The organism is Actinacidiphila sp. bgisy160, assembly GCF_965342435.1.
GTDB lineage: Bacteria > Actinomycetota > Actinomycetes > Streptomycetales > Streptomycetaceae > Actinacidiphila.
This window is the reverse complement of the sequence record NZ_CBDRCM010000060.1, coordinates 1-19,898: the sequence shown is the minus strand read 5'-3', so window position 1 is coordinate 19,898 and position 19,898 is coordinate 1. Positions and strand designations below refer to the sequence as shown.

Genomic DNA, 19,898 nt, shown 5'->3' with positions numbered 1-19,898 from the left:
CAGCCACTGAGAGGGGCTGGCTTCGGGCCCGCGGGGTGGACTCCTCGCCTCGCCGGCCACGACCGTCGGCAGACGCGGCCTCCGGCCTCACCGGACACGCGCCCCCGAGAACCGCCGGCGGCAGCGGCGGCGATAGAGGGGTGTGAGACTCTTCCGGCCCATGAGCCACGAGCCCCCCGGGGACGACGCGCTCCTGCGCGCGATCGCCCGGGGCGACGCCCAGGCCCTCGCGGATCTGTATGACCGCCATTCCGGATGGCTGCACGCCCGGCTCACGCGGCGCTGCTCCGACCCCGAGACCGTCCGTGAGGTGCTGCAGGACACCTTCGTCACGGCCTGGCGCTCCGCGCGGGGCCATCGCGGCGGAGCCGTGGGCGGCTGGTTGTGGGTGATCGCCGTTCGGCGACTGGCGGACGCCCGCCGCGCCGCGGCGCGGGCCGGCACCCGCGACCTGCTGGCCGCCGAGGAACCGGGCACCACCCCCTCCGCCGAGGAGCACGTCCTGGCCGGGCTGGAGTACGGCGACGTGGGCGCCGCGCTCGACCGGATCTCCCCGGAGCTGCGGGCCGTGCTGCGGGCCACCGTGATCGACGGCCTCACCACCCGTGAGACCGCGCGCCTGCTCGGCATCCCCGAAGGCACCGTCAAGACCCGGGCCTCGCGAGCGCGCCGGGAACTGCGCGCCGCCCTCGCGGCCCTCGACCCCGCGGGAGGTACCGCATGATGACCCCGGCCCGGGGGCGCCCCCGGCGTTCCCCGTCGACCCCGCGCTCGGCCCCGCGCCGGAACCGCGGCGCCTGGCACGTACCCGAGGACACCGCCGCCGCCTACGCCGACGGCACCCTCGCCGACACCGCCGCCTGGTCGGTGGACAAGCACCTGGAGTCGTGCGCGGCCTGCTCCGCCCGGATCTCCGCGCTGGTCCGGGCGGGCGCGGGCGGAGCGGTCCTCGCCGAGGTCCGGGACGCCGTGCTCGCCGCGGCCGCGGGCACCTCGCCGCCGAGGGCGGAGCCGCGGACGGCCGCTGCCCGGCCCTGGCTCGCCGCGGTCCGCTCCGCGCGCACGCTGCGTCCCGCCTGGGTGGCGTCGGTGCTGCTGATGCTGGCGGCGGCCGTGGCGCTGACACGTTTCGGCTGGGCGCCGCAGGGACGCCCCTGGCTGCTGGTACTCACCCCGGCGCTGCCGCCGGTGGGCGTGGCCCTCGCGTACGGGCGGTACGGCGATCCGGCCCACGAGCTGGCCGCGTCGACGCCCTCCGGCGGGCTGCGGCTGCTGCTGACGCGCACCGGAGCCGTGCTGGCGGTGTGCGTGCCGCTGCTGACCGCCGCCGGAGGCGTCCTGGCGGGCACGGGCGCGGCGGTGGCGTGGCTGCTGCCGGGCCTCGTGCTCACCGGGGCCACGCTCGCGCTGGGCAGCTGGACAGGCTGCCACCGGGCCGCCGCCGTGGTGACCGGGGGCTGGCTGTGCGCGGTCGTCCTGTGCGGGCTCCCACCCGAGTCCGCCCCCCTGCTGCTCTCCCCCACCGCGCAGCCCGCCTGGGCCGCGGCCGGCGCCGCCTGCGCCCTTCTTCTGATCCTTCGCCGTACCTCTTTCGACCACCTGGAGCGCCCATGAGCACCGAGACGACCGTCTCCGTCGACGGTCTGACCGTGAGACACCGCAGGACCACCGCCCTGGAAGCCCTCGACCTGCGGTTCGGGCGCGGAGTCCACGGGCTTCTCGGCCCCAACGGCGCCGGGAAGACCTCGCTGATCCGGGTGCTGGCCACCGTGGCCGGGCACCAGTCGGGCCGCCTGGAACTGCTGGGCCACGATCCGGCGACCCAGCCCGGGCGCACCGCGATCCGGCGGCGCCTCGGCTACCTGCCGCAGGAGTTCGGCTACTACCCGGGCTTCACTGCGCGCGAGTTCGTGGCCTACGTGGCCTGGCTCAAGGAGATGCCCGCGACCGCGGTACCGGCGGCCGTCGAGCGGGCACTGGAGCGGGTCGGCCTCGGCGACCGTGCCGACGCGAAGCTCAGGACCCTGTCCGGCGGCATGGTGCGCCGGGTCGGCATCGCCCAGGCCATCGTCAACGACCCGTACCTGCTGCTGCTCGACGAGCCGACGGCCGGCCTCGACCCGGAGCAGCGGGTGGAGTTCCGCGCCCTGCTCAGGGAAGTGGGCGCCACCGCGACCGTCCTGGTCGCCACCCACCTCGTCGAGGACGTGGCCGCCGCCTGCACGGACGTGACGCTGCTCGCCGGCGGCCGGGTCGCCTTCCGCGGTACGGCGGCGGAACTGGCCGCGGCCGGGGACGACGACGGGGCCGGGGACAGCCCGATCGAGCGCGGCTACACGGCGGCGCTGCGCCGCCACCGCGCCGCGGCCGCCGGCGTCCGGGAGGCCGCCGTATGAGCACCACGGACACCCTGGTCTCCCCTCCGCAGGCACCTCCCGCCGCCGCGCCCCGTGCGCGGCGCGCCCCCCGCACCGAGCTGCTGCGCGGCTACGGGCCGTGGACGGGGGTCGCCGTGGCCGGCGGCGTCCTCGTCGCCGTACTGGCCAGGCGGTACTCGCTGGGGGACAGCTGGGCGGTGCTCCACGGCTCGCTGCGCGAGGCGGGCCTGCTCCTCGGCGGTCCGCTCGCCCTCGCCGCGGGCTGCTGGCAGGGCGGGCGCGAACGGCGGCGCGGCACCGGCGACCTGCTCGCCTCGGCCGCGCGGTCACCGCTGCGCAGGGCGCTGGTGGCGGCCCTGCCGTCGATGGTCTGGCCGGTGCTGGGCTATCTGACGGCAGCGGGCCTGTGTCTGGCGCTGGTCCTGCCGTACGCGTCCTACGGCCACCCCTCGTGGGACCGGCCGGCCGCCGACGCGGTGGCGCTGGCCGCCATGGGCGCGCTCGGTTTCGCGGCGGGGCGGGCCCTGCCCTGGCGGTTCACGGCACCGCTGCTCGCGGTCGCCGGGTATCTGCTGCTCGGCATCGGCGCCTACGGCGAGTCAGGCGCCACGGTGCTCAGCCCCGCGTACGCCGGTCCCCCCGGTGACGCCCCGGTCTGGTGGGCGGGCCCCGTCGCGGCGGTGTGGTGCGCCGGACCGGCCGCCGCCGCGCTGCTGGCCGGTCACGCCCGGCGGCGGGTGATCGCCGTTCTGCCGCTGGTCGTCGCCGTCGCGGCCGCGTCCGTCCTGTACCGCAGCGACGACGATCTGTGGCGTCCCGACCCCGCCGCTTCCGCGCTCGTCTGCGACCAGGGCACCCCGACGGTGTGCGTCCGCGCGGTGCACGGCTCGGCGCTGCCCGCGGTACGCGCGGTGGTGGACCGCATCGACGCCCGGCTGGACGGCGCCCCGGGAGCGCCCGTCCGGTACCGCGAGGGGGGATCGCCGGAGACGGCGCCGCCCGGGGAGGTCCGGTTCCAGCTGTACGGCGGCGTCTTCCGAGGCCGCCTCGGCGACGACGGCATGCTCTACCGGGACTTCGTGTACGCCGTCTCCTCCACGGCTCCGTGCGAGAGGAACCAGGTCGGTGCGCGCGCCCACGCCAATGAGTACGCCGCCCAGGAGTGGCTGCGCCTCGGGCGACCCCTCTCCCCCGCCGACGGGGCCGGGAACCGCCTCGCGCGCGCGGCGGCGGACCGGTTGCGCGCCATGACGCCCGACGACCGCCGCGCCTGGCTGGGCCGTTACCTGGCCGGCGTCCGGGCCTGCGACATCGGCGGGGTGCCGGCGCCGTGACCCCCACCGGACCCGTCGAGGAGGCCTCACGATGACCCCTTCCCTTCTGTCGCTCTATGTCCGCTCGCGCGGCCTGCCCGGCGCCGCCGCCGCGCTGGCCGTCCTCTTCGCCGCCTCCCGCTGGAGCGCGGACTGGCTGGTCGGCCGCCCGTTCTACGGCACCGGCGCGCGCGTCCCGGTGGTCGTCCTCGCCCCGGTCCTCACGGCGGCCGTCATCGGCGTCTCGCTCCACACCCACTCCCGGGAAGTGGACCGCGGTGCCCCGCTGCCCTGGTGGCGGTGGCGGGCCGTGCACCTGCTCGCCCTCACCGGGCCGGCGGTGCTCTGCCTGGGCGTCGCGGTCCCCGGGGACCCCGGCCACTTCGGCGCCCCGACGATGGTCCGGGGTGTCCTCGGCTTCACCGGGCTCGCGGCCGCGGGCGCCGCCGTCCTGGGTGCCCGGCTGAGCTGGCTGCCGCCGGTGCTCTACGGCGGCGCCGTCTATCTCGTGGCGCCCCGTACGCCGGGCGGAGCGGCCGCCGTGTGGGCCTGGTCGATGCAGCCGGGCGCGCAGTCCGCGGCATGGGTGACCGCCGTCGCCCTCTTCGTGGGCGGCGCGGCCCTGGTGGCCGTCCGGGGGCCGGCCCCGGAGGGCCGCGGGTAAATACTCCGTCCGGCCCGCGGACCCGCCTCATTACGCTGGGTCCATGTACACGAACGACGAGGAACGGCCCGTCACGCTCGACCGGCGTGACGGGCCGTTCGGCGAGGTCGCCCTGCGGCGCACCGGCGGGCGCTACGAGATCATCGCCAACGGCACCTTCCTGATGGACACCTCCGACGGCCGCTCGGAGCGGCTGCTCGTCGACGCGGCGCTGGACGCGCTGCCGGCGGACCGGGCGGACCTGTCGGTGCTGATCGGCGGACTCGGGGTGGGTTTCTCGCTCGCGCGGGCGGCGGCCGAACCGCGGTGGACGCGCATCGCGGTGGCCGAGCGGGAGCGGGCGGTGGTCGACTGGCACCGCTCGGGACCGCTGGGCGCCTTCTCCGAGCACGCGCTGGAGGACCCGCGGGTCAGCGTGGTCGAGGGCGATCTGGTGGCGTACGTCCGGAACGCGGACGTGACGTACGACGCACTGTGCCTGGACATCGACAACGGCCCGGACTGGACGGTCACCGAGGGCAACGGGGGGCTGTACGGTCCGGCGGGCCTCGCGGCCTGCGGGGAGCGGCTCGAACCCGGTGGCGTACTGGCGGTATGGTCGGCGCAGCCGTCCGCCGCGTTCGAGGACGCACTGCGGTCGGCGCGGTTCACGCAGGTCCGGACCATCGAGATCCCGGTGAATCGGGGCGTTCCGGATGTCGTGCACCTGGCAATCAAACCCGCATAGCCGCGGCGTCGTCCCGCCCCGTACGCTGCAGCGCAACGCAAACGACCATGGGGGACCCCACATGGACAGCACACAGCCGACGACGGCCGACGCCGCAGCGGTGGCGGCCACCCCCGGTGCGCAGCGCCGCGTGCTGGTGGTGGAGGACGACGCCACGATCGCCGACGCCATCGCGGTACGCCTGCGGGCCGAGGGCTTCCAGGTCCGCACCGCGGGCGACGGTCCCGCCGCCGTGGAGACCGCCGCCTCCTGGCAGCCCGACCTCCTCGTCCTCGACGTCATGCTCCCCGGGTACGACGGCCTGGAGGTCTGCCGCCGCGTGCAGGCCTCACGTCCGGTCCCGGTGCTGATGCTGACCGCCCGGGACGACGAGACCGACATGCTGGTCGGGCTCGGCGTGGGCGCCGACGACTACATGACCAAGCCCTTCTCGCTGCGCGAGCTGGTCGCCCGGGTCCATGTGCTGCTGCGCCGCGTGGAGCGCGCCACGATCGCCGCACGCGACCCGCGCGGCGCCAACATGCAGCTCGGCGACCTGGAGATCGACAACGCCCAGCGCCGGGTCCGGGTCCGGGGTGCCGACGTGCACCTCACCCCGACCGAGTTCGACCTGCTGGTCTGCCTGGCACAGCAGCCGCGCGCGGTGCTCTCCCGGGAGCAGCTGCTCGCCGAGGTGTGGGACTGGGCGGACGCCTCCGGCACCCGCACCGTCGACAGCCACGTCAAGGCACTGCGGCGGAAGATCGGCGCGGAACGCATCCGTACCGTGCACGGGGTCGGCTACGCGCTCGAGACGCCCACGCCGTGAGCCCCTACAGCGCGCCGCGCCCGCCGACGCTGCGGGAACGTGTCTGGGCCGCGCTGAGGCCGTACGACCCCTTCCGGTCGATCAAGGCGGCGCTGCAGTACCTGGTGCTCGCCTCGGTGCTCATCACCACGGGCCTGATCTTCGTGGCGATGCACTCCGCGACCGAGATCCGGATCATCACGATCTTCTCGATCATCGCCTCACTGCTGATCTCGCAACTGGTGGCGCACGGGCTGACCGCGCCGCTGCGTGAGATGACCTCGGTCGCCGGTGCCATGGCGCGCGGCGACTACAGCCGGCGGGTCACGGCCGTGCGCCGCGACGAGGTCGGCGAGCTGGCCGAGACCTTCAACCGGATGGCCGCCGACCTGGAGGCCGTCGACCAGCACCGCAAGGAGCTGGTGGCGAATGTCTCGCACGAGCTGCGCACCCCGATCGCGGCACTGCGCGCGGTCCTGGAGAACGTCGTGGACGGGGTCTGCGAGGCCGACCCGGAGACCATGCGCACCGCGCTGCAGCAGGCGGAGCGGCTGAGCCTGCTCGTCGCCCACCTGCTGGACCTCTCCCGCCTGGACAACGGCATCGTGCCGCTGGACGCCAAGCGTTTCGAGGTCTGGCCCTACCTGTCGGCGGTGATCAAGACCGCCGGGCTCGGCCTGCAGGACTCCCAGGCGCCCGCCGGGCGGGCGCGCAAGGACGTCCACCTCCACCTGGACGTCTCGCCGCCGGAGCTGACCGCGTACGCGGACGCCGAGCGGCTGCACCAGGTGGTCGCCAACCTGATCGACAACGCCGTCAAGCACAGCCCGCCCAGCGGCCGGGTCACCGTCCGCGCCCGCCGCGGCACCGGCCCAGGCAGCCTCGACCTGGAGGTCCTGGACGAGGGCCCGGGCATACCGGAGGCCGAGCGCACCCGCGTCTTCGAGCGGTTCAACCGCGGCACCGCGGGACCGGGCGACGGCGGGACGGGGCTCGGGCTGGCGATCGCGCGCTGGGCGGTGGATCTCCACGGCGGACGTATCGCGGTCGCGGAATCCCCCCGCGGCTGCCGGATCCGCGTCACCCTCCCGGGTACCGCCCCGGCGTCGGCTTGACGCTCCAGCCTGGGCGGATGTTGCCAGAGGCAACCGGACCAGTCGATTCAGCACCTCATTCCCGCCAAACTCCGCGCCGAAACCGCCTTTCCGATGTGACTTAGGCGACGACTGGCCTCCCCGCCTGCAGGAAACGCTCGGGTAGGCGTAGCCTTTATTTCCGCTGTCCATCACCTTGTGAAGCGGAAGAGGGCGGTTGCCGCCGTGTCGCCACACCCCAATAGCTCGAGCTCCCCCGACCTCCGGTCGGGCGGTACCCCCGGGACCGAAACCGATGGGCAGGGCCAGGGCCCTGCCGCGGGCTTCGGGCCCAACGAGTGGCTTGTCGATGAGATCTACCAGCAGTACCTCCAGGACCCGAACTCGGTGGACCGAGCCTGGTGGGACTTCTTCGCCGATTACAAGCCGGGAGCGGATACGGGTTCCGCAGTCGCCTCGGGCCAGCCTCAGGCGGCCCCCGCAGCGCCGCCGGCCGCTCCGGCCGCACCCGCTGCTCCCGCTCCGGCCGCGGCGCCCGTGACGCCCGCCGCCGCGCCGGCCCCGGCCGCCGCCCAGGCCCCCGCCGCCGCGCCGGCCCCGGCCCCCGCGCCGGTCGCGCCCGTCGCCCCGGCCCCCGCGAAGCCCGTCGCCGAGAAGCCCACTCCGGCGCAGCCGCAGCCGACGGCCAAGGCCGCCCCGGCCACCGAGGCTGCCCAGGGACCGGAGTACGTGACGCTGCGCGGCCCGTCCGCGGCCGTGGCGAAGAACATGAACGCCTCGCTGGAGCTGCCCACGGCCACGTCCGTGCGTGCCATCCCGGTGAAGCTGCTGTTCGACAACCGCATCGTCATCAACAACCACCTCAAGCGCGCCCGCGGCGGCAAGGTCTCCTTCACCCACATCATCGGCTACGCCATGGTGCAGGCGCTGAAGATCATGCCGGCGATGAACTGGTCGTTCGCGGAGAAGGACGGCAAGCCGACGCTGGTCAAGCCCGACCACGTCAACCTGGGCCTGGCCATCGACCTGGTCAAGCCCAACGGCGACCGCCAGCTGGTCGTCGCGGCCATCAAGAAGGCCGAGACCCTCAACTTCTTCGAGTTCTGGCAGGCCTACGAGGACATCGTCCGCCGCGCCCGCGTCGGCAAGCTGACGATGGACGACTTCTCCGGCGTCACCGTCTCGCTGACCAACCCCGGCGGCATCGGCACCGTCCACTCCGTGCCGCGCCTGATGCCCGGCCAGTCGGTGATCCTCGGCGTCGGCTCGATGGACTACCCCGCCGAGTTCCAGGGCACCTCCCAGGACACCCTGAACAAGCTGGGCATCTCCAAGGTCATGACGCTGACCAGCACCTACGACCACCGGGTCATCCAGGGTGCGGCGTCCGGCGAGTTCCTGCGCATCATGAACCAGCTCCTGCTGGGCGAGAACAACTTCTTCGACGACATCTTCAAGGCGCTGCGCATCCCCTACGAGCCGGTCCGCTGGCTCAAGGACATCGACGCCAGCCACGACGACGACGTCACCAAGGCCGCCCGCGTCTTCGAGCTGATCCACGCCTACCGGGTCCGCGGCCACGTCATGGCCGACACCGACCCGCTGGAGTACAAGCAGCGCAAGCACCCCGACCTGGACATCACCGAGCACGGGCTCACCCTGTGGGACCTGGAGCGCGACTTCGCGGTCGGCGGCTTCGCCGGCAAGTCGCTGATGAAGCTGCGCGACATCCTCGGCGTGCTGCGCGACTCGTACTGCCGCACCGTCGGCATCGAGTTCATGCACATCCAGGATCCGCTGCAGCGCAAGTGGATCCAGGACCGGGTCGAGCGCCAGCACACCAAGCCCGAGCGCGACGAGCAACTGCGCATCCTGCGCCGCCTCAACGCCGCCGAGGCCTTCGAGACCTTCCTGCAGACCAAGTACGTCGGCCAGAAGCGCTTCTCCCTGGAGGGCGGCGAGTCCGTCATCCCGCTGCTCGACGCCGTCATCGACGCGGCCGCCGAGTCGCGTCTGGACGAGGTCGTCATCGGCATGGCCCACCGCGGCCGCCTCAACGTGCTCGCCAACATCGTCGGCAAGTCGTACGCGCAGATCTTCCGCGAGTTCGAGGGCAACCTCGACCCGAAGTCGATGCACGGCTCCGGCGACGTGAAGTACCACCTGGGCGCCGAGGGCACCTTCACGGGCCTGGACGGCGAGCAGATCAAGGTCTCGCTGGCCGCCAACCCCTCGCACCTGGAGGCGGTCGACCCGATCGTCGAGGGCATCGCCCGCGCCAAGCAGGACGTCATCGGCAAGGGCGGCACGGACTTCACCGTCATGCCGGTCGTGCTCCACGGCGACGCGGCCTTCGCCGGCCAGGGCGTCGTGGCGGAGACCCTGAACATGTCGCAGCTGCGCGGCTACCGCACCGGCGGCACCGTGCACGTGGTGATCAACAACCAGGTCGGCTTCACCGCCGCCCCGGAGTCCTCGCGCTCGTCGATGTACAGCACCGACGTCGCGCGCATGATCGAGGCGCCGATCTTCCACGTGAACGGCGACGACCCGGAGGCCGTGGTCCGCGTCGCGCGGCTCGCCTTCGAGTTCCGCCAGGCGTTCAACAAGGACGTCGTCATCGACCTCATCTGCTACCGCCGCCGCGGTCACAACGAGGCCGACAACCCGTCCTTCACCCAGCCGCTGATGTACGACCTGATCGACAAGAAGCGCTCGGTGCGCAAGCTCTACACCGAGTCCCTCATCGGTCGCGGCGACATCACCCTGGAAGAGGCCGAGCAGGTCCTGCAGGACTACCAGGGCCAGCTGGAGAAGGTCTTCACCGAGGTCCGCGAGGCGACCGCGCCGGCCGCCGCGCAGCAGGAGGAGACCCAGGCCACCGGTCCGGAGTTCCCCGTCCCGGTGGACACCGCGATCAGCCAGGAGACCGTGAAGCGGATCGCCGCCTCGCAGGTCAACATCCCCGAGCGGATCACCGTCCACCCCCGTCTGATGCCGCAGCTGCAGCGCCGCGCGGCCATGGTCGAGGACGACACGATCGACTGGGCCATGGGCGAGACCCTCGCCATCGGCTCCCTGCTGATGGAGGGCACCCCGGTCCGCCTCGCCGGCCAGGACTCCCGCCGCGGCACCTTCGGCCAGCGGCACGCCGTCCTGGTCGACCGGGAGACCGGCGAGGACTACACCCCGCTGCTCTACCTGTCCGAGGACCAGGCGCGCTACAACGTCTACGACTCGCTGCTCAGCGAGTACGCGGCGATGGGCTTCGAGTACGGCTACTCGCTGGCCCGCCCGGACGCGCTGGTCGCCTGGGAGGCCCAGTTCGGCGACTTCGTCAACGGCGCCCAGACCGTCGTCGACGAGTTCGTCTCCTCGGCCGAGCAGAAGTGGGGCCAGACCTCCGGCGTCACCCTCCTGCTGCCGCACGGCTACGAGGGCCAGGGCCCGGACCACTCCTCCGCCCGCATCGAGCGCTTCCTGCAGCTGTGCGCGCAGAACAACATGACGGTCGCGGTCCCCACCACTCCGGCGAACTACTTCCACCTCCTGCGGTGGCAGGTCCACAACCCGCACCACAAGCCGCTCATCGTCTTCACCCCGAAGTCGATGCTGCGCCTGAAGGCGGCGACCTCGAGGACGGAGGAGTTCACCTCCGGCCGGTTCCAGCCGGTCATCGGCGACAGCACGGTCAAGCCCGAGGACGTCCGCAAGGTCGTCTTCTGCTCCGGCAAGGTCTACTACGACCTCGTCGCCGAGCGGGAGAAGCGCGGTGCCTACGACACCGCCCTCATCCGCATCGAGCGCCTCTACCCGCTGCCGGGCCTGGAGATCCAGGCCGCCCTGGCCCCGTTCACCAAGGCCCAGAAGTACGTCTGGGCCCAGGACGAGCCAGCCAACCAGGGTGCCTGGCCCTTCATCGCCCTCAACCTGATCGACCACCTCGACCTGGTGCTCGGCGCCGCTCCTGACAACGCCGACCGGCTGCGTCGCGTGTCGCGTCCGTCCTCCTCGTCGCCGGCGGTCGGTTCCGCCAAGCGGCACCAGCAGGAGCAGGAGCAGCTGGTGCGTGAGGTCTTCGAGCTCTGACGCACTACTGAGCGCCACCACGCGAAGGGGCCCCGCACTGCGCGAGCGCGAGTGCGGGGCCCCTTCGCGTACGCGGGCCCGCGGGAGGGGGAGCCACGGGCCGGAGCGCCGGGAGTACTTATCCTGGCCTGGTACGTCATTTTTCGACCCTGATCCGGAGCACCCCTTGTACTTCACCGACCGCGGCATCGAGGAGCTGGAGAACCGGCGCGGCCAGGAGGAGGTCACCTTCGAGTGGCTGGCCGAGCGGCTGCGGGAGTTCGTCGACCTCAACCCGGAGTTCGAGATCCCGGTGGAGCGGCTGGCGACCTGGCTGGCCCGGCTGGACGACGACGAGGACGAGTAGCCGCCGGTGGCGGGACCGGGGGTCTCGGGCGTGGAAGGCGCCGGTCTGCCGTCGGCCGGCGTGACCTCGACCGTACGGGCCGCGTCCCCGGGCAGCCCGATCTCCCATGCGGGAGGCCCGCACGGGACGGACCTCGCGTGACGAAGGGTGGCCGTGGCCGACCTCGGCGGTGCCCCTCGCACCCGGGTGGAGTTCCACGGCGTCAGTACCGGGGGCGGCCTGCCCTGGTCGTCCCTCGCGGTGAGGGTCGCGGCGCCGTGCAGTGCGCGGAGGGCGCCCGGGGTGCCGGCCGCCTCGACCCGTGCGACCGCCGGCCGCGACGCGTTCGCGTGGACGCCTGCGGCCGGGAAGCGCACGGCGGTCGTGCCGGCCGTGCGGGCGCTCACCCGGGCCGCCGAGGGGCTCACCCCGGCGGCGGGCTCGCCGGTCCCGGCAGGGGTTCCCCAGGCGGCGAGGGCGGGCCCCGTGCGGAGGGTGGCCACGGTGGCCGTGCGAAGGCGCACGGGGAACCGAGCGCAAACACCGCCCGTCGCCCCCGTACGGCCGGTCGCGGCGCGCGCGAGGCGGTCTCCCGCGTGCGGGACCCACCCGTATGCCGCGCGGCCGCCCGCCGGGAGACGGAGTATCCGCCGGAAGCCGCCACCGGCAGCCGCGCGGCGCTCCCTTGACTTCCGATCCACGCGATATATCGTGTCTATCGAGAGACGCGATATGTTGCGTTGTCGGCGTCGTAGGCGTTGTCGGCCTTGCCCCGGGGTGCCCGGGTGAACCCCAAGGAGGGGCGTAATGAGCGGAACCCCCGGCTCACGGGAGTGGACGGTCACCGAGCCGCACAAGATGGTCTTCGACGGAAACGTCGACACCCTTCACGTCCGGGTGGTCAATGGCGCCGTCAACGTGGTCGGCGTCGACGAGGGCCCGGCCCGCCTGGAGGTGAGCGAGCTCGACGGCCCGCCGCTGATCGTGTCGCACGAGGGCGGCACGCTCACCGTCACCTACGAGGACCTGCCCTGGAAGGGCCTGCTCAAGTGGCTGGACCGCAAGGGCTGGCGGCGGCACGCCGTCGTCTCGCTCGCGGTGCCGCAGCGCACCAACGTGTCCGTCGGGGTGGTCGGGGCGAACGCCGTGATCTCCGGGATCTCGGACCGCACCGCCGTGAGGGGGGTCAACGGCGACATCACGCTGGTCGGCCAGGCCGGCCCGGTGACCGCCGAGACCGTCGCGGGGAACGTGGAGGCCCAGGCGGTCTCCGGCGACCTGCGGGTCAACACCGTCTCGGGCGACCTGACCGTGGTCGAGGGCAGCGGCGCCACCGTCAAGGCCGACTCGGTCAGCGGCAACATGGTCCTCGACCTGGACCCGCGCAGCGGCGCCGACGTCCGTCTGACCTCCGTCTCGGGGGAGATCGCGATCCGCATCCCCGACCCCGGGGACGCCGAGGTGGACGCCAACACCACCAGCGGCGACGTCTCCTGCGCCTTCGACGAACTGCGGGTCAGCGGGCAGTGGGGGGCCAAGCGGATCTCCGGCCGGATGGGGTCCGGCGGCTCCCGGCTGAAGGCCACCACGGTGTCGGGCGCGATCGCGCTGCTGCGCCGCCCTCCCCAGGACGACCACGGATCCGCGGACGCGGATCCGTTCCGGAAGGACGTCTGAGATGGCCCCCGTCTTCGCACACGGCCGCCTCCGCCTGTACCTCCTCAAGCTGCTGGACGAGGCCCCCCGACACGGCTACGAGGTGATCCGGCTGCTGGAGGAGCGCTTCCACGGCCTCTACGCCCCCTCCGCCGGCACCGTCTACCCGCGGCTGGCCAAGCTGGAGAAGGAGGGCCTGGTCACCCACTCCACCGAGGGCGGCCGCAAGGTGTACTCGATCACCGACGCGGGCCGCGCCGAACTCGCCTCCCGCAGCGACGAGATCGCCGACCTGGAGAACGAGATCCGCGACTCCGTCTCCACGCTCGCCGCCGAGATCCGCGAGGACGTCCGCGGCGCCGCCGGCGACCTGCGGCGCGAGATCAGGGCGGCCGCCCAGCAGGCGGCGCGCACCCAGCCGAAGTCCTCCCCTTCGGACTGGAAGGAGCAGATGCGCCGCTCCAAGGAGGAGATCCGGCAGGCCCGCGAGGAGGCCCGCACCGCCAAGCGCGCCGCGCGGGAGGCCCAGGACGCCGCCCGGGTCGAGATGCAGCGCATCGCACGCCGCGTCCAGGAGGAGGTCCAGGACCACGTCCGGCGCGGCGACTGGCAGACCGGCGTCCGCGAAGGACTGGCCGAACTCACCCGGGAGCTGGGGCAGTTCGGCCGTACGTCCACCTGGCCGCCGTACGTGAAGCCCGAACCCGCCGAGGCGCCCGAATGGGGCGCGGAGGACGCCGCCGTGACCGAGGACCCGGCCCGCGACCTGGAACGTCTGCTGGACCGCTTCCGCGACGACGTCCGCGACGCCGCCCGCGACAACGGCGTGGACGCCGAGCAGCTGCGCGAGGTCCGCCGCCATCTGTCCACGGCGGCGGCCCACATCGGCGTCGTGCTGCGCGGCGGGCGCAAGGACCGCGAATAGGCCCTGCCCACGGCCTCGTCCCCCGACGTGTCCGGGCCCCCGCCCGCCGGCGGAAGCCCGGACACGCCCGGTCCGCGGCGGAGGGCGTAGGGAGTTCCCCGATGCAGTTCCCCGATGCCGCGGCACCCGTGCCCTGGCAGGCTCTCCGATGCGACGGCGCCGGCGCGCGGCCGGTGGAGGTCGCGCGTCCCCCGCGGCGCCTGCCCGACGCACCGTCACCGTCGGCCGTGACGCGGCGTGGAACCGGTGGCACCACCCCCGGCACCGCGGGCGCCGTCCGTCCTGGCCGGTCCGATGACCCGCTTCACGGTGACGGTCGGGGACGTCCCGGGTGGCCGCGTGGTCCTGGTCCTCCCAACGGCCACAGGTCCGGGGCCCGCTGTGGGGATGCCCCGAACCGTTCTCCGGACCGCGCCGGGCCTCAGACGGTCAGGACGACCTTCCCGAACAGGTCGCCGCCCGCCATCTTCTCGAAGCCCTCGCGGGCGCGGTCCAGCGGCAGCACGGTGTCGATGACCGGACGCACCCCCGTGACCGCGCAGAAGCTCAGCAGGTCCTCCAGTTCGTCCTTGGTGCCCATGGTCGAGCCGACGACCTTGAGTTCCAGGAAGAAGATCCGGTTCAGCTCGGCGGCCTTCGGGTCGGGACCGGAGGTGGCGCCGGAGATCACCAGCGTGCCGCCGGGACGCAGCGACTTGACCGAGTGGGACCAGGTCGCGGCGCCGACGGTCTCGATGACCGCGTCCACCCGCCGCGGCAGCCGGGCGCCCGGTTCGAAGGCGGCGTCGGCGCCGAGGTCCTCGGCGCGCTTGCGCTTGGCCTCGTCGCGGCTGGTGGCGAAGACCCGCAGGCCCGCGGCCTTGGCCAGCACGATGGCCGCCGTGGCGACACCGCCGCCGGCGCCCTGGACCAGGACGGAGTCGCCCGGGCGCACGCCGGCGCCTGTGAAGAGCATCCGGTAGGCGGTCAGCCAGGCCGTGGGCAGGCAGGCGGCCTCCTCGAAGGAGAGCTCCTTCGGCTTGGGCAGCAGGTTCCAGGTGGGCACGGAGACCTTCTCGGCGAAGGTGCCCTGGTACCTCTCGGTGAGGATGCTGCGCGGCTCGTCGGGGCCCACGCCGTGCCCGCTCAGGCCGACGACGGGGTAGACGACGACCTCGTTGCCGTGCTCGTCGATCCCGGCGGCGTCGCAGCCGAGGATCATCGGCAGGCTCTCCTCGCCGAGCCCCACCCCGCGCAGCGACCACAGGTCGTGGTGGTTGAGGGAGGCGGCCTTGACGGTGACGGTACTCCAGCCGGGCCGTGCCTCCGGCTCGGGGCGCTCCCCGAGTTCGAGGCCGCTCAGCGGCTGGTCGCGGTCGATGCGGGCGGCGTAGGCAGCGAACATGACCTTGACGCTAGCGCCGCGCGGTGCCCCGGCGTAACCGCGCGGGGATGTGACACGCGCCGCGTGGCGTGGTGCCCCCGGCCGGCGGGCAGCACGCCACGCGGCGGCGTGGTCTGCGGGCGTACGGCGCTCAGCGCCGGGCGACGCCCTCGGCCCGGGCGGCCGCGGCCACGGCGGCGGAGACCGCGGGGGCCACGCGCTCGTCGAAGGGCGAGGGGATCACGCAGTCGGCGGACAGCTCACCGTCCACGACCGCGGCCAGCGCCTCGGCGGCGGCGATCTTCATGCCCTCGGTGATGCGGGAGGCCCGCACCTGCAGCGCGCCCGAGAAGATGCCCGGGAAGGCGAGCACGTTGTTGATCTGGTTCGGGAAGTCGCTGCGCCCGGTGGCGACGACGGCCGCGTACTTGTGCGCCACCTCGGGGTGGATCTCCGGCGTGGGGTTGGCCATCGCGAAGATGAAGCAGCCCTTGGCCATGGTGGCGACGGCCTCCTCGGGCACGGTGCCGCCCGAGACACCGATGAAGACGTCCGCGCCCGCGAGCGCCTGCTCCAGCGTCCCGGTGAGCCCGGCCCGGTTGGTGTAGGTGGTGAGCTCGCGCTTGGCGGAGTTCAGGTCCTCGCGGCCCGCGTGCACCACGCCCTTGCGGTCGGTGACGGCGACGTCGCCGATGCCGGCCTCGACGAGGATCTTGGCGATGGCGACACCCGCGGCGCCGGCCCCGGAGATCACCGCGCGCAGCTCGCCCAGCACGCGGCCGGTGAGCCGGGTGGCGTTGCGCAGCGCGGCGAGGGTGACGACGGCGGTGCCGTGCTGGTCGTCGTGGAAGACGGGGATGTCCAGGCGCTCCTGGAGCTTGCGCTCGATCTCGAAGCAGCGGGGGGCGGAGATGTCCTCCAGGTTCACCCCGCCGAAGGAGGGGGCGAGGCGCACGACGGTGTCGACGATCTCGTCCACGTCGGTGGTGGCCAGCGCGATCGGGACCGCGTCCACGCCGCCGAACTGCTTGAAGAGGATCGCCTTGCCCTCCATCACCGGCAGGGACGCCTCCGGGCCGATGTCACCGAGGCCCAGCACCGCCGTGCCGTCCGTGACCACGGCCACGACCTGGGACTTCCACGTGTAGTCGTGGACCAGCTCGGGGTGCTCGGCGATGGCGGTGCACACCCGGGCGACGCCCGGCGTGTAGGCGAGCGACAGGTCGTCGGCGTTCCGCACCGGAACGGTGGCGGTCACCTCCATCTTGCCGCCGCGGTGGAGGGCGAACACCGGGTCCACGGGGCTTTCCGGGCCGTCGCTGTCGGCGCTCTCCGCGTGGTCGGCGCCGTCGGTGCTTTCGCTGCTGTCGGTGCGAGGATTCACGATCTCCGCTGCCACTGTTGACCCCTTTGTCCGAATTGTCTATGAGGGTACTACCCCCTACAACAGGGGATAGGTGGGCTCGGCTTCCGTACACCCGGACTCGAGTGGTCCCGGGCGAGACGGAGGCCAGGCGCGCCGCACGCACGCCGAGGGGCCCCCGGTGAGGGGTAAGGGTCCGTTGTACCGGAAGACGGTTTCCGCTGACGAGTCTGTTCGCCGCACCGCGGCGTCGCACATCGGGAACTTCTGCGCACAACGCAACAAGTCGTCCGAATAGCGGGACAAGGAAAGTGATGCACGCAACTTCGCGGCACGGCCCCAGCACGGTCCGGCCTTGGTGTACCGGCCTGGTGGGGGGCCAGGGGATCGCCCGTTATGCGATTTTGACACATCCGGACACCCATGAGGACGTGTCCGGATGGCAAGATGCGGAGATCACACGCGTACGCGACCACCGAACGTGTGCACCCGGAAGATCGGCTGCTCCCAGGATTCCCCGCAGGAGGAACCACCCATGACCGCACGTACCACCCGTCGCTCGACCGTGACGAACCGCTTCGCCGCGGTCGCAGCGATCGCGGTCGCCGGCGCCCTCGTCCTCACCGGCTGCGGCGACCAGACGGACAAGGGCGGTTCCCCGTCCGCGTCGAGCGACGCCTCCAAGGCGCCCCTCTTCGAGAAGCTGCCGAAGTCGGTGCAGTCCGCGGGCGTGCTCAAGGTCGGCTCGGACATCGCGTACCCGCCGGTGGAGTTCGTCAAGGACGGCAAGAACGTCGGCATCGACCCGGACCTGGCCGACGCCATGGCCAAGCAGCTCGGCGTCAAGGTCGAGTTCAACAACGGCACCTTCGACACCCTGCTGACCGGTCTGCGCGCCAAGCGCTACGACATGGTGATGTCCGCGATGAGCGACACCAAGGACCGCCAGGAGGGTGTCGACTCCTCCACGGGCAAGAAGGTCGGCGAGGGCGTCGACTTCGTGGACTACTTCACCGCGGGTTCCTCGATCATCGTGAAGAAGGGCAACCCGGAGGGCGTCACGTCGCTCGCCGACCTGTGCGGCAAGAAGGTCGCCGTGCAGCGCGGCACCACTTCCCAGGACCTGCTCAAGGCCCAGAAGTGCGACAAGCCGATGTCGATCCAGGCCTTCGACACCGACACGGAGGCGCAGACCCGCCTGAAGGCCGGCGGCGTCGTCGCCGACGTCTCCGACTTCCCGGTCGCCGCGTACGCCGTGAAGACCTCCGGTGGCGGCAACGACTTCGAGCTGGCCGGCGAGCAGGTCGAGGCCGGCCCGTACGGCATCGCCGTCGCCAAGAGCAACACCGAGCTGCGCGACGCGCTGCAGGCCGCGCTGACCGCCGTCATCAAGGACGGCTCCTACACCAAGGTCCTGGAGAAGTGGGGCGTCACCGACGGCGCCGTCACCGAGGCCAAGATCAACGGCGGCTCCTGAGTCACGACAGCAAGAGGCTTCCCTCCATGTCCGAAGCGAATGACAAGGTCCCGGCCGGCACCCCGGCCGGGACCCCGCCCGCCGGGGCCTCCCGCCCGGAGGCCATCAAGGCGATCCCCGTACGGCACTATGGCCGCTGGATCTCGGCGATCCTGGTGCTCGCCGTGCTCGGCCTGCTGGTCAACGCTTTCGCCAACGCGAATGTGAACTACGGGGCGATCCCGGACTTCCTGTTCGACTCCGCGGTGCTCAAGGGCCTGCGGAACACGATCGTCATCACCGTGGTCTCGATGGCCCTGGGCCTGGTCCTGGGCATCGTGCTCGCGGTGATGCGGCTGTCGAAGAACCCGGTCACCTCCTCGGTGGCCTGGGGTTACATCTGGTTCTTCCGCGGCACCCCGGTCTACGTCCAGCTGCTGATCTGGTTCAACCTGGCGCTGATCTTCCCGGTCATCAATCTCGGCTTCTACAAGGACGAGATGAACCAGTTCATGACCCCCTTCATGGCCGCGCTGCTGGGCCTGGGTCTGAACGAGGCCGCGTACATGTCCGAGATCGTGCGGGCCGGCATCCAGTCCGTCGACGAGGGCCAGACCGAGGCGTCGCACGCGCTGGGCATGACCCAGGGCCAGAACCTGCGCCGCGTCGTGCTGCCGCAGGCGATGCGGGTGATCGTCCCGCCGACCGGCAACGAGTTCATCAACATGCTGAAGACCTCGTCACTGGCCGCGCAGGCCGCCCAGTACGCCGAGTTGTTGCGCTCCACCACCGACATCGGCAACACCACCGGTGCCACCGTGGAGATGCTCTTCCTCGCCGCGGTCTGGTACCTGGTCCTCACCTCGGTGTTCTCGGTCGGCCAGTACTACCTGGAGCGCCGTTACGCCCGCGGCACGACCCGCAACCTGCCGCCCACCCCGTGGCAGCGGGTCAAGGCCAACCTGGGCACCTTCCGCCGCCCGGAGGTGGCACGATGACCGACTTCAGCAAGGGCACCGGCGCCCACCCGATGGTCAAGGCCGAGGCGGTGCACAAGCACTTCGGCCTGGCCCACATCCTCAAGGGCATCGACCTGGAGGTCGCCCCGCGTGAGGTGTTCTGCCTGATCGGCCCGTCGGGCTCGGGCAAGTCCACCTTCCTGCGGTGCATCAACCACCTGGAGAAGATCAGCGGCGGCCGGCTCTCGGTCGACGGCGAGCTGGTCGGCTACCGGCAGAAGGGCGACAAGCTCTACGAGCTCAAGGACCGTGAGGTCGCCGCCAAGCGCCGCGACATCGGCATGGTCTTCCAGCGCTTCAACCTCTTCCCCCACATGACCGCGATCGAGAACGTGATCGAGGCGCCGGTGCGGGTGAAGAAGGAGGCCAAGGCCGTGGCCCGCGAGCGGGCGCTGGCCCTGCTGGACCGGGTCGGCCTGCGCGACAAGGCCGGGCACTACCCCGCCCAGCTCTCCGGTGGCCAGCAGCAGCGGGTCGCCATCGCCCGCGCGCTGGCGATGGAGCCGAAACTGATGCTCTTCGACGAGCCCACCTCGGCGCTCGACCCGGAGCTGGTCGGCGACGTCCTGGACGTCATGCGGGGCCTGGCGGAGGACGGTATGACGATGATCGTGGTCACCCACGAGATGGGCTTCGCCCGCGAGGTCGGCGACGCCCTGGTCTTCATGGACGACGGCGTCGTGGTCGAGTCCGGCCACCCGCGCGACGTGCTCACCAATCCGCAGCACGACCGCACCAA

The 19,898-nt window shown here is 72.6% G+C and carries 17 protein-coding genes; 15 read left to right on the top strand and 2 right to left on the bottom strand.

The features are described from left to right. The first annotated feature begins 160 nt into the window (after positions 1-160). The 12 genes from ACRWNP_RS31440 (at position 161) to ACRWNP_RS31385 (ending at position 13,958) form a co-directional block, all read left to right on the top strand. Positions 161-724 carry an RNA polymerase sigma factor gene (locus tag ACRWNP_RS31440; RefSeq protein ID WP_431967397.1) on the top strand — a complete coding sequence of 188 codons (564 nt, stop codon included), beginning with the start codon at positions 161-163 and terminating at the stop codon, positions 722-724. Beyond that, the gene (locus tag ACRWNP_RS31435; protein ID WP_431967395.1) at positions 721-1,614 is read left to right on the top strand and encodes a zf-HC2 domain-containing protein; all 894 of its coding nucleotides are present in this window, start codon (positions 721-723) and stop codon (positions 1,612-1,614) included. Before ACRWNP_RS31440 ends, ACRWNP_RS31435 begins: the two co-directional genes overlap by 4 nt. After that, positions 1,611-2,396 (top strand): ABC transporter ATP-binding protein, encoded by a 786-nt coding sequence (locus tag ACRWNP_RS31430; protein ID WP_431967393.1) that lies wholly within the window; start codon positions 1,611-1,613, stop codon positions 2,394-2,396. Before ACRWNP_RS31435 ends, ACRWNP_RS31430 begins: the two co-directional genes overlap by 4 nt. Then, complete coding sequence (locus tag ACRWNP_RS31425; protein ID WP_431967391.1) at positions 2,393-3,712, top strand: hypothetical protein; 1,320 nt, start codon at positions 2,393-2,395, stop codon at positions 3,710-3,712. The genes ACRWNP_RS31430 and ACRWNP_RS31425 overlap by 4 nt, the downstream gene beginning before the upstream one ends. Before the next feature lie 31 nt (positions 3,713-3,743). Continuing rightward, positions 3,744-4,355 carry a hypothetical protein gene (locus tag ACRWNP_RS31420; RefSeq protein WP_431967389.1) on the top strand — a complete coding sequence of 204 codons (612 nt, stop codon included), beginning with the start codon at positions 3,744-3,746 and terminating at the stop codon, positions 4,353-4,355. A gap of 43 nt (positions 4,356-4,398) precedes the next feature. Beyond that, positions 4,399-5,082, top strand: a complete 684-nt coding sequence (locus ACRWNP_RS31415) for a spermidine synthase (RefSeq protein WP_431967387.1) — start codon at positions 4,399-4,401, stop codon at positions 5,080-5,082. Between the two features lie 61 nt (positions 5,083-5,143). Then, complete coding sequence (locus ACRWNP_RS31410) at positions 5,144-5,890, top strand: response regulator transcription factor (protein WP_431967385.1); 747 nt, start codon at positions 5,144-5,146, stop codon at positions 5,888-5,890. Continuing rightward, a complete protein-coding gene (locus ACRWNP_RS31405) occupies positions 5,887-6,984 on the top strand; it encodes a HAMP domain-containing sensor histidine kinase (protein WP_431967383.1) in 1,098 nt (365 codons plus the stop codon). Before ACRWNP_RS31410 ends, ACRWNP_RS31405 begins: the two co-directional genes overlap by 4 nt. 204 nt (positions 6,985-7,188) lie before the next feature. After that, positions 7,189-11,052, top strand: a complete 3,864-nt coding sequence (locus tag ACRWNP_RS31400) for a multifunctional oxoglutarate decarboxylase/oxoglutarate dehydrogenase thiamine pyrophosphate-binding subunit/dihydrolipoyllysine-residue succinyltransferase subunit (RefSeq protein WP_431967381.1) — start codon at positions 7,189-7,191, stop codon at positions 11,050-11,052. A 166-nt stretch (positions 11,053-11,218) separates the two neighbouring features. Next, positions 11,219-11,398, top strand: a complete 180-nt coding sequence (locus ACRWNP_RS31395; RefSeq protein WP_431967379.1) for a DUF6104 family protein — start codon at positions 11,219-11,221, stop codon at positions 11,396-11,398. Positions 11,399-12,184: 786 nt separating this feature from the next. Then, complete coding sequence (locus ACRWNP_RS31390; RefSeq protein WP_431967377.1) at positions 12,185-13,054, top strand: DUF4097 family beta strand repeat-containing protein; 870 nt, start codon at positions 12,185-12,187, stop codon at positions 13,052-13,054. Position 13,055: 1 nt separating this feature from the next. Next, positions 13,056-13,958 carry a PadR family transcriptional regulator gene (locus ACRWNP_RS31385; protein ID WP_431967375.1) on the top strand — a complete coding sequence of 301 codons (903 nt, stop codon included), beginning with the start codon at positions 13,056-13,058 and terminating at the stop codon, positions 13,956-13,958. A gap of 421 nt (positions 13,959-14,379) precedes the next feature. On the opposite strand, the gene ACRWNP_RS31380 is transcribed toward ACRWNP_RS31385, so the two are convergent. Continuing rightward, complete coding sequence (locus tag ACRWNP_RS31380) at positions 14,380-15,342, bottom strand: zinc-binding dehydrogenase (protein ID WP_431967373.1); 963 nt, start codon at positions 15,340-15,342, stop codon at positions 14,380-14,382. Between the two features lie 130 nt (positions 15,343-15,472). After that, positions 15,473-16,720, bottom strand: a complete 1,248-nt coding sequence (locus tag ACRWNP_RS31375; protein ID WP_431967371.1) for an NAD(P)-dependent malic enzyme — start codon at positions 16,718-16,720, stop codon at positions 15,473-15,475. Between the two features lie 499 nt (positions 16,721-17,219). Here ACRWNP_RS31375 and ACRWNP_RS31370 point away from each other — a divergent pair, with 499 nt between their 5' ends. The 3 genes from ACRWNP_RS31370 to ACRWNP_RS31360 all read left to right on the top strand — a co-directional run. Next, positions 17,220-18,161, top strand: coding sequence for an ABC transporter substrate-binding protein (locus ACRWNP_RS31370; RefSeq protein ID WP_431967369.1), 942 nt, complete (start codon positions 17,220-17,222; stop codon positions 18,159-18,161). Positions 18,162-18,187: 26 nt separating this feature from the next. Further along, positions 18,188-19,138 (top strand): amino acid ABC transporter permease, encoded by a 951-nt coding sequence (locus ACRWNP_RS31365; protein ID WP_431967367.1) that lies wholly within the window; start codon positions 18,188-18,190, stop codon positions 19,136-19,138. Further along, positions 19,135-19,898 (top strand): amino acid ABC transporter ATP-binding protein (locus tag ACRWNP_RS31360; RefSeq protein WP_431967365.1); only part of this gene is annotated, 764 nt, incomplete at its 3' end. The genes ACRWNP_RS31365 and ACRWNP_RS31360, both read left to right, overlap by 4 nt.

Bases quoted from the DNA above. Each gene is read 5' to 3' on its own strand.
- ACRWNP_RS31440 (WP_431967397.1), top strand. From the start codon at position 161: ATGAGCCACGAGCCCCCCGGGGACGACGCGCTCCTGCGCGCGATCGCC.
- ACRWNP_RS31435 (WP_431967395.1), top strand. From the start codon at position 721: ATGATGACCCCGGCCCGGGGGCGCCCCCGGCGTTCCCCGTCGACCCCG.
- ACRWNP_RS31430 (WP_431967393.1), top strand. From the start codon at position 1,611: ATGAGCACCGAGACGACCGTCTCCGTCGACGGTCTGACCGTGAGACAC.
- ACRWNP_RS31425 (WP_431967391.1), top strand. From the start codon at position 2,393: ATGAGCACCACGGACACCCTGGTCTCCCCTCCGCAGGCACCTCCCGCC.
- ACRWNP_RS31420 (WP_431967389.1), top strand. From the start codon at position 3,744: ATGACCCCTTCCCTTCTGTCGCTCTATGTCCGCTCGCGCGGCCTGCCC.
- ACRWNP_RS31415 (WP_431967387.1), top strand. From the start codon at position 4,399: ATGTACACGAACGACGAGGAACGGCCCGTCACGCTCGACCGGCGTGAC.
- ACRWNP_RS31410 (WP_431967385.1), top strand. From the start codon at position 5,144: ATGGACAGCACACAGCCGACGACGGCCGACGCCGCAGCGGTGGCGGCC.
- ACRWNP_RS31390 (WP_431967377.1), top strand. From the start codon at position 12,185: ATGAGCGGAACCCCCGGCTCACGGGAGTGGACGGTCACCGAGCCGCAC.
- ACRWNP_RS31385 (WP_431967375.1), top strand. From the start codon at position 13,056: ATGGCCCCCGTCTTCGCACACGGCCGCCTCCGCCTGTACCTCCTCAAG.
- ACRWNP_RS31380 (WP_431967373.1), bottom strand. From the start codon at position 15,342: ATGTTCGCTGCCTACGCCGCCCGCATCGACCGCGACCAGCCGCTGAGC.
- ACRWNP_RS31370 (WP_431967369.1), top strand. From the start codon at position 17,220: ATGACCGCACGTACCACCCGTCGCTCGACCGTGACGAACCGCTTCGCC.
- ACRWNP_RS31365 (WP_431967367.1), top strand. From the start codon at position 18,188: ATGTCCGAAGCGAATGACAAGGTCCCGGCCGGCACCCCGGCCGGGACC.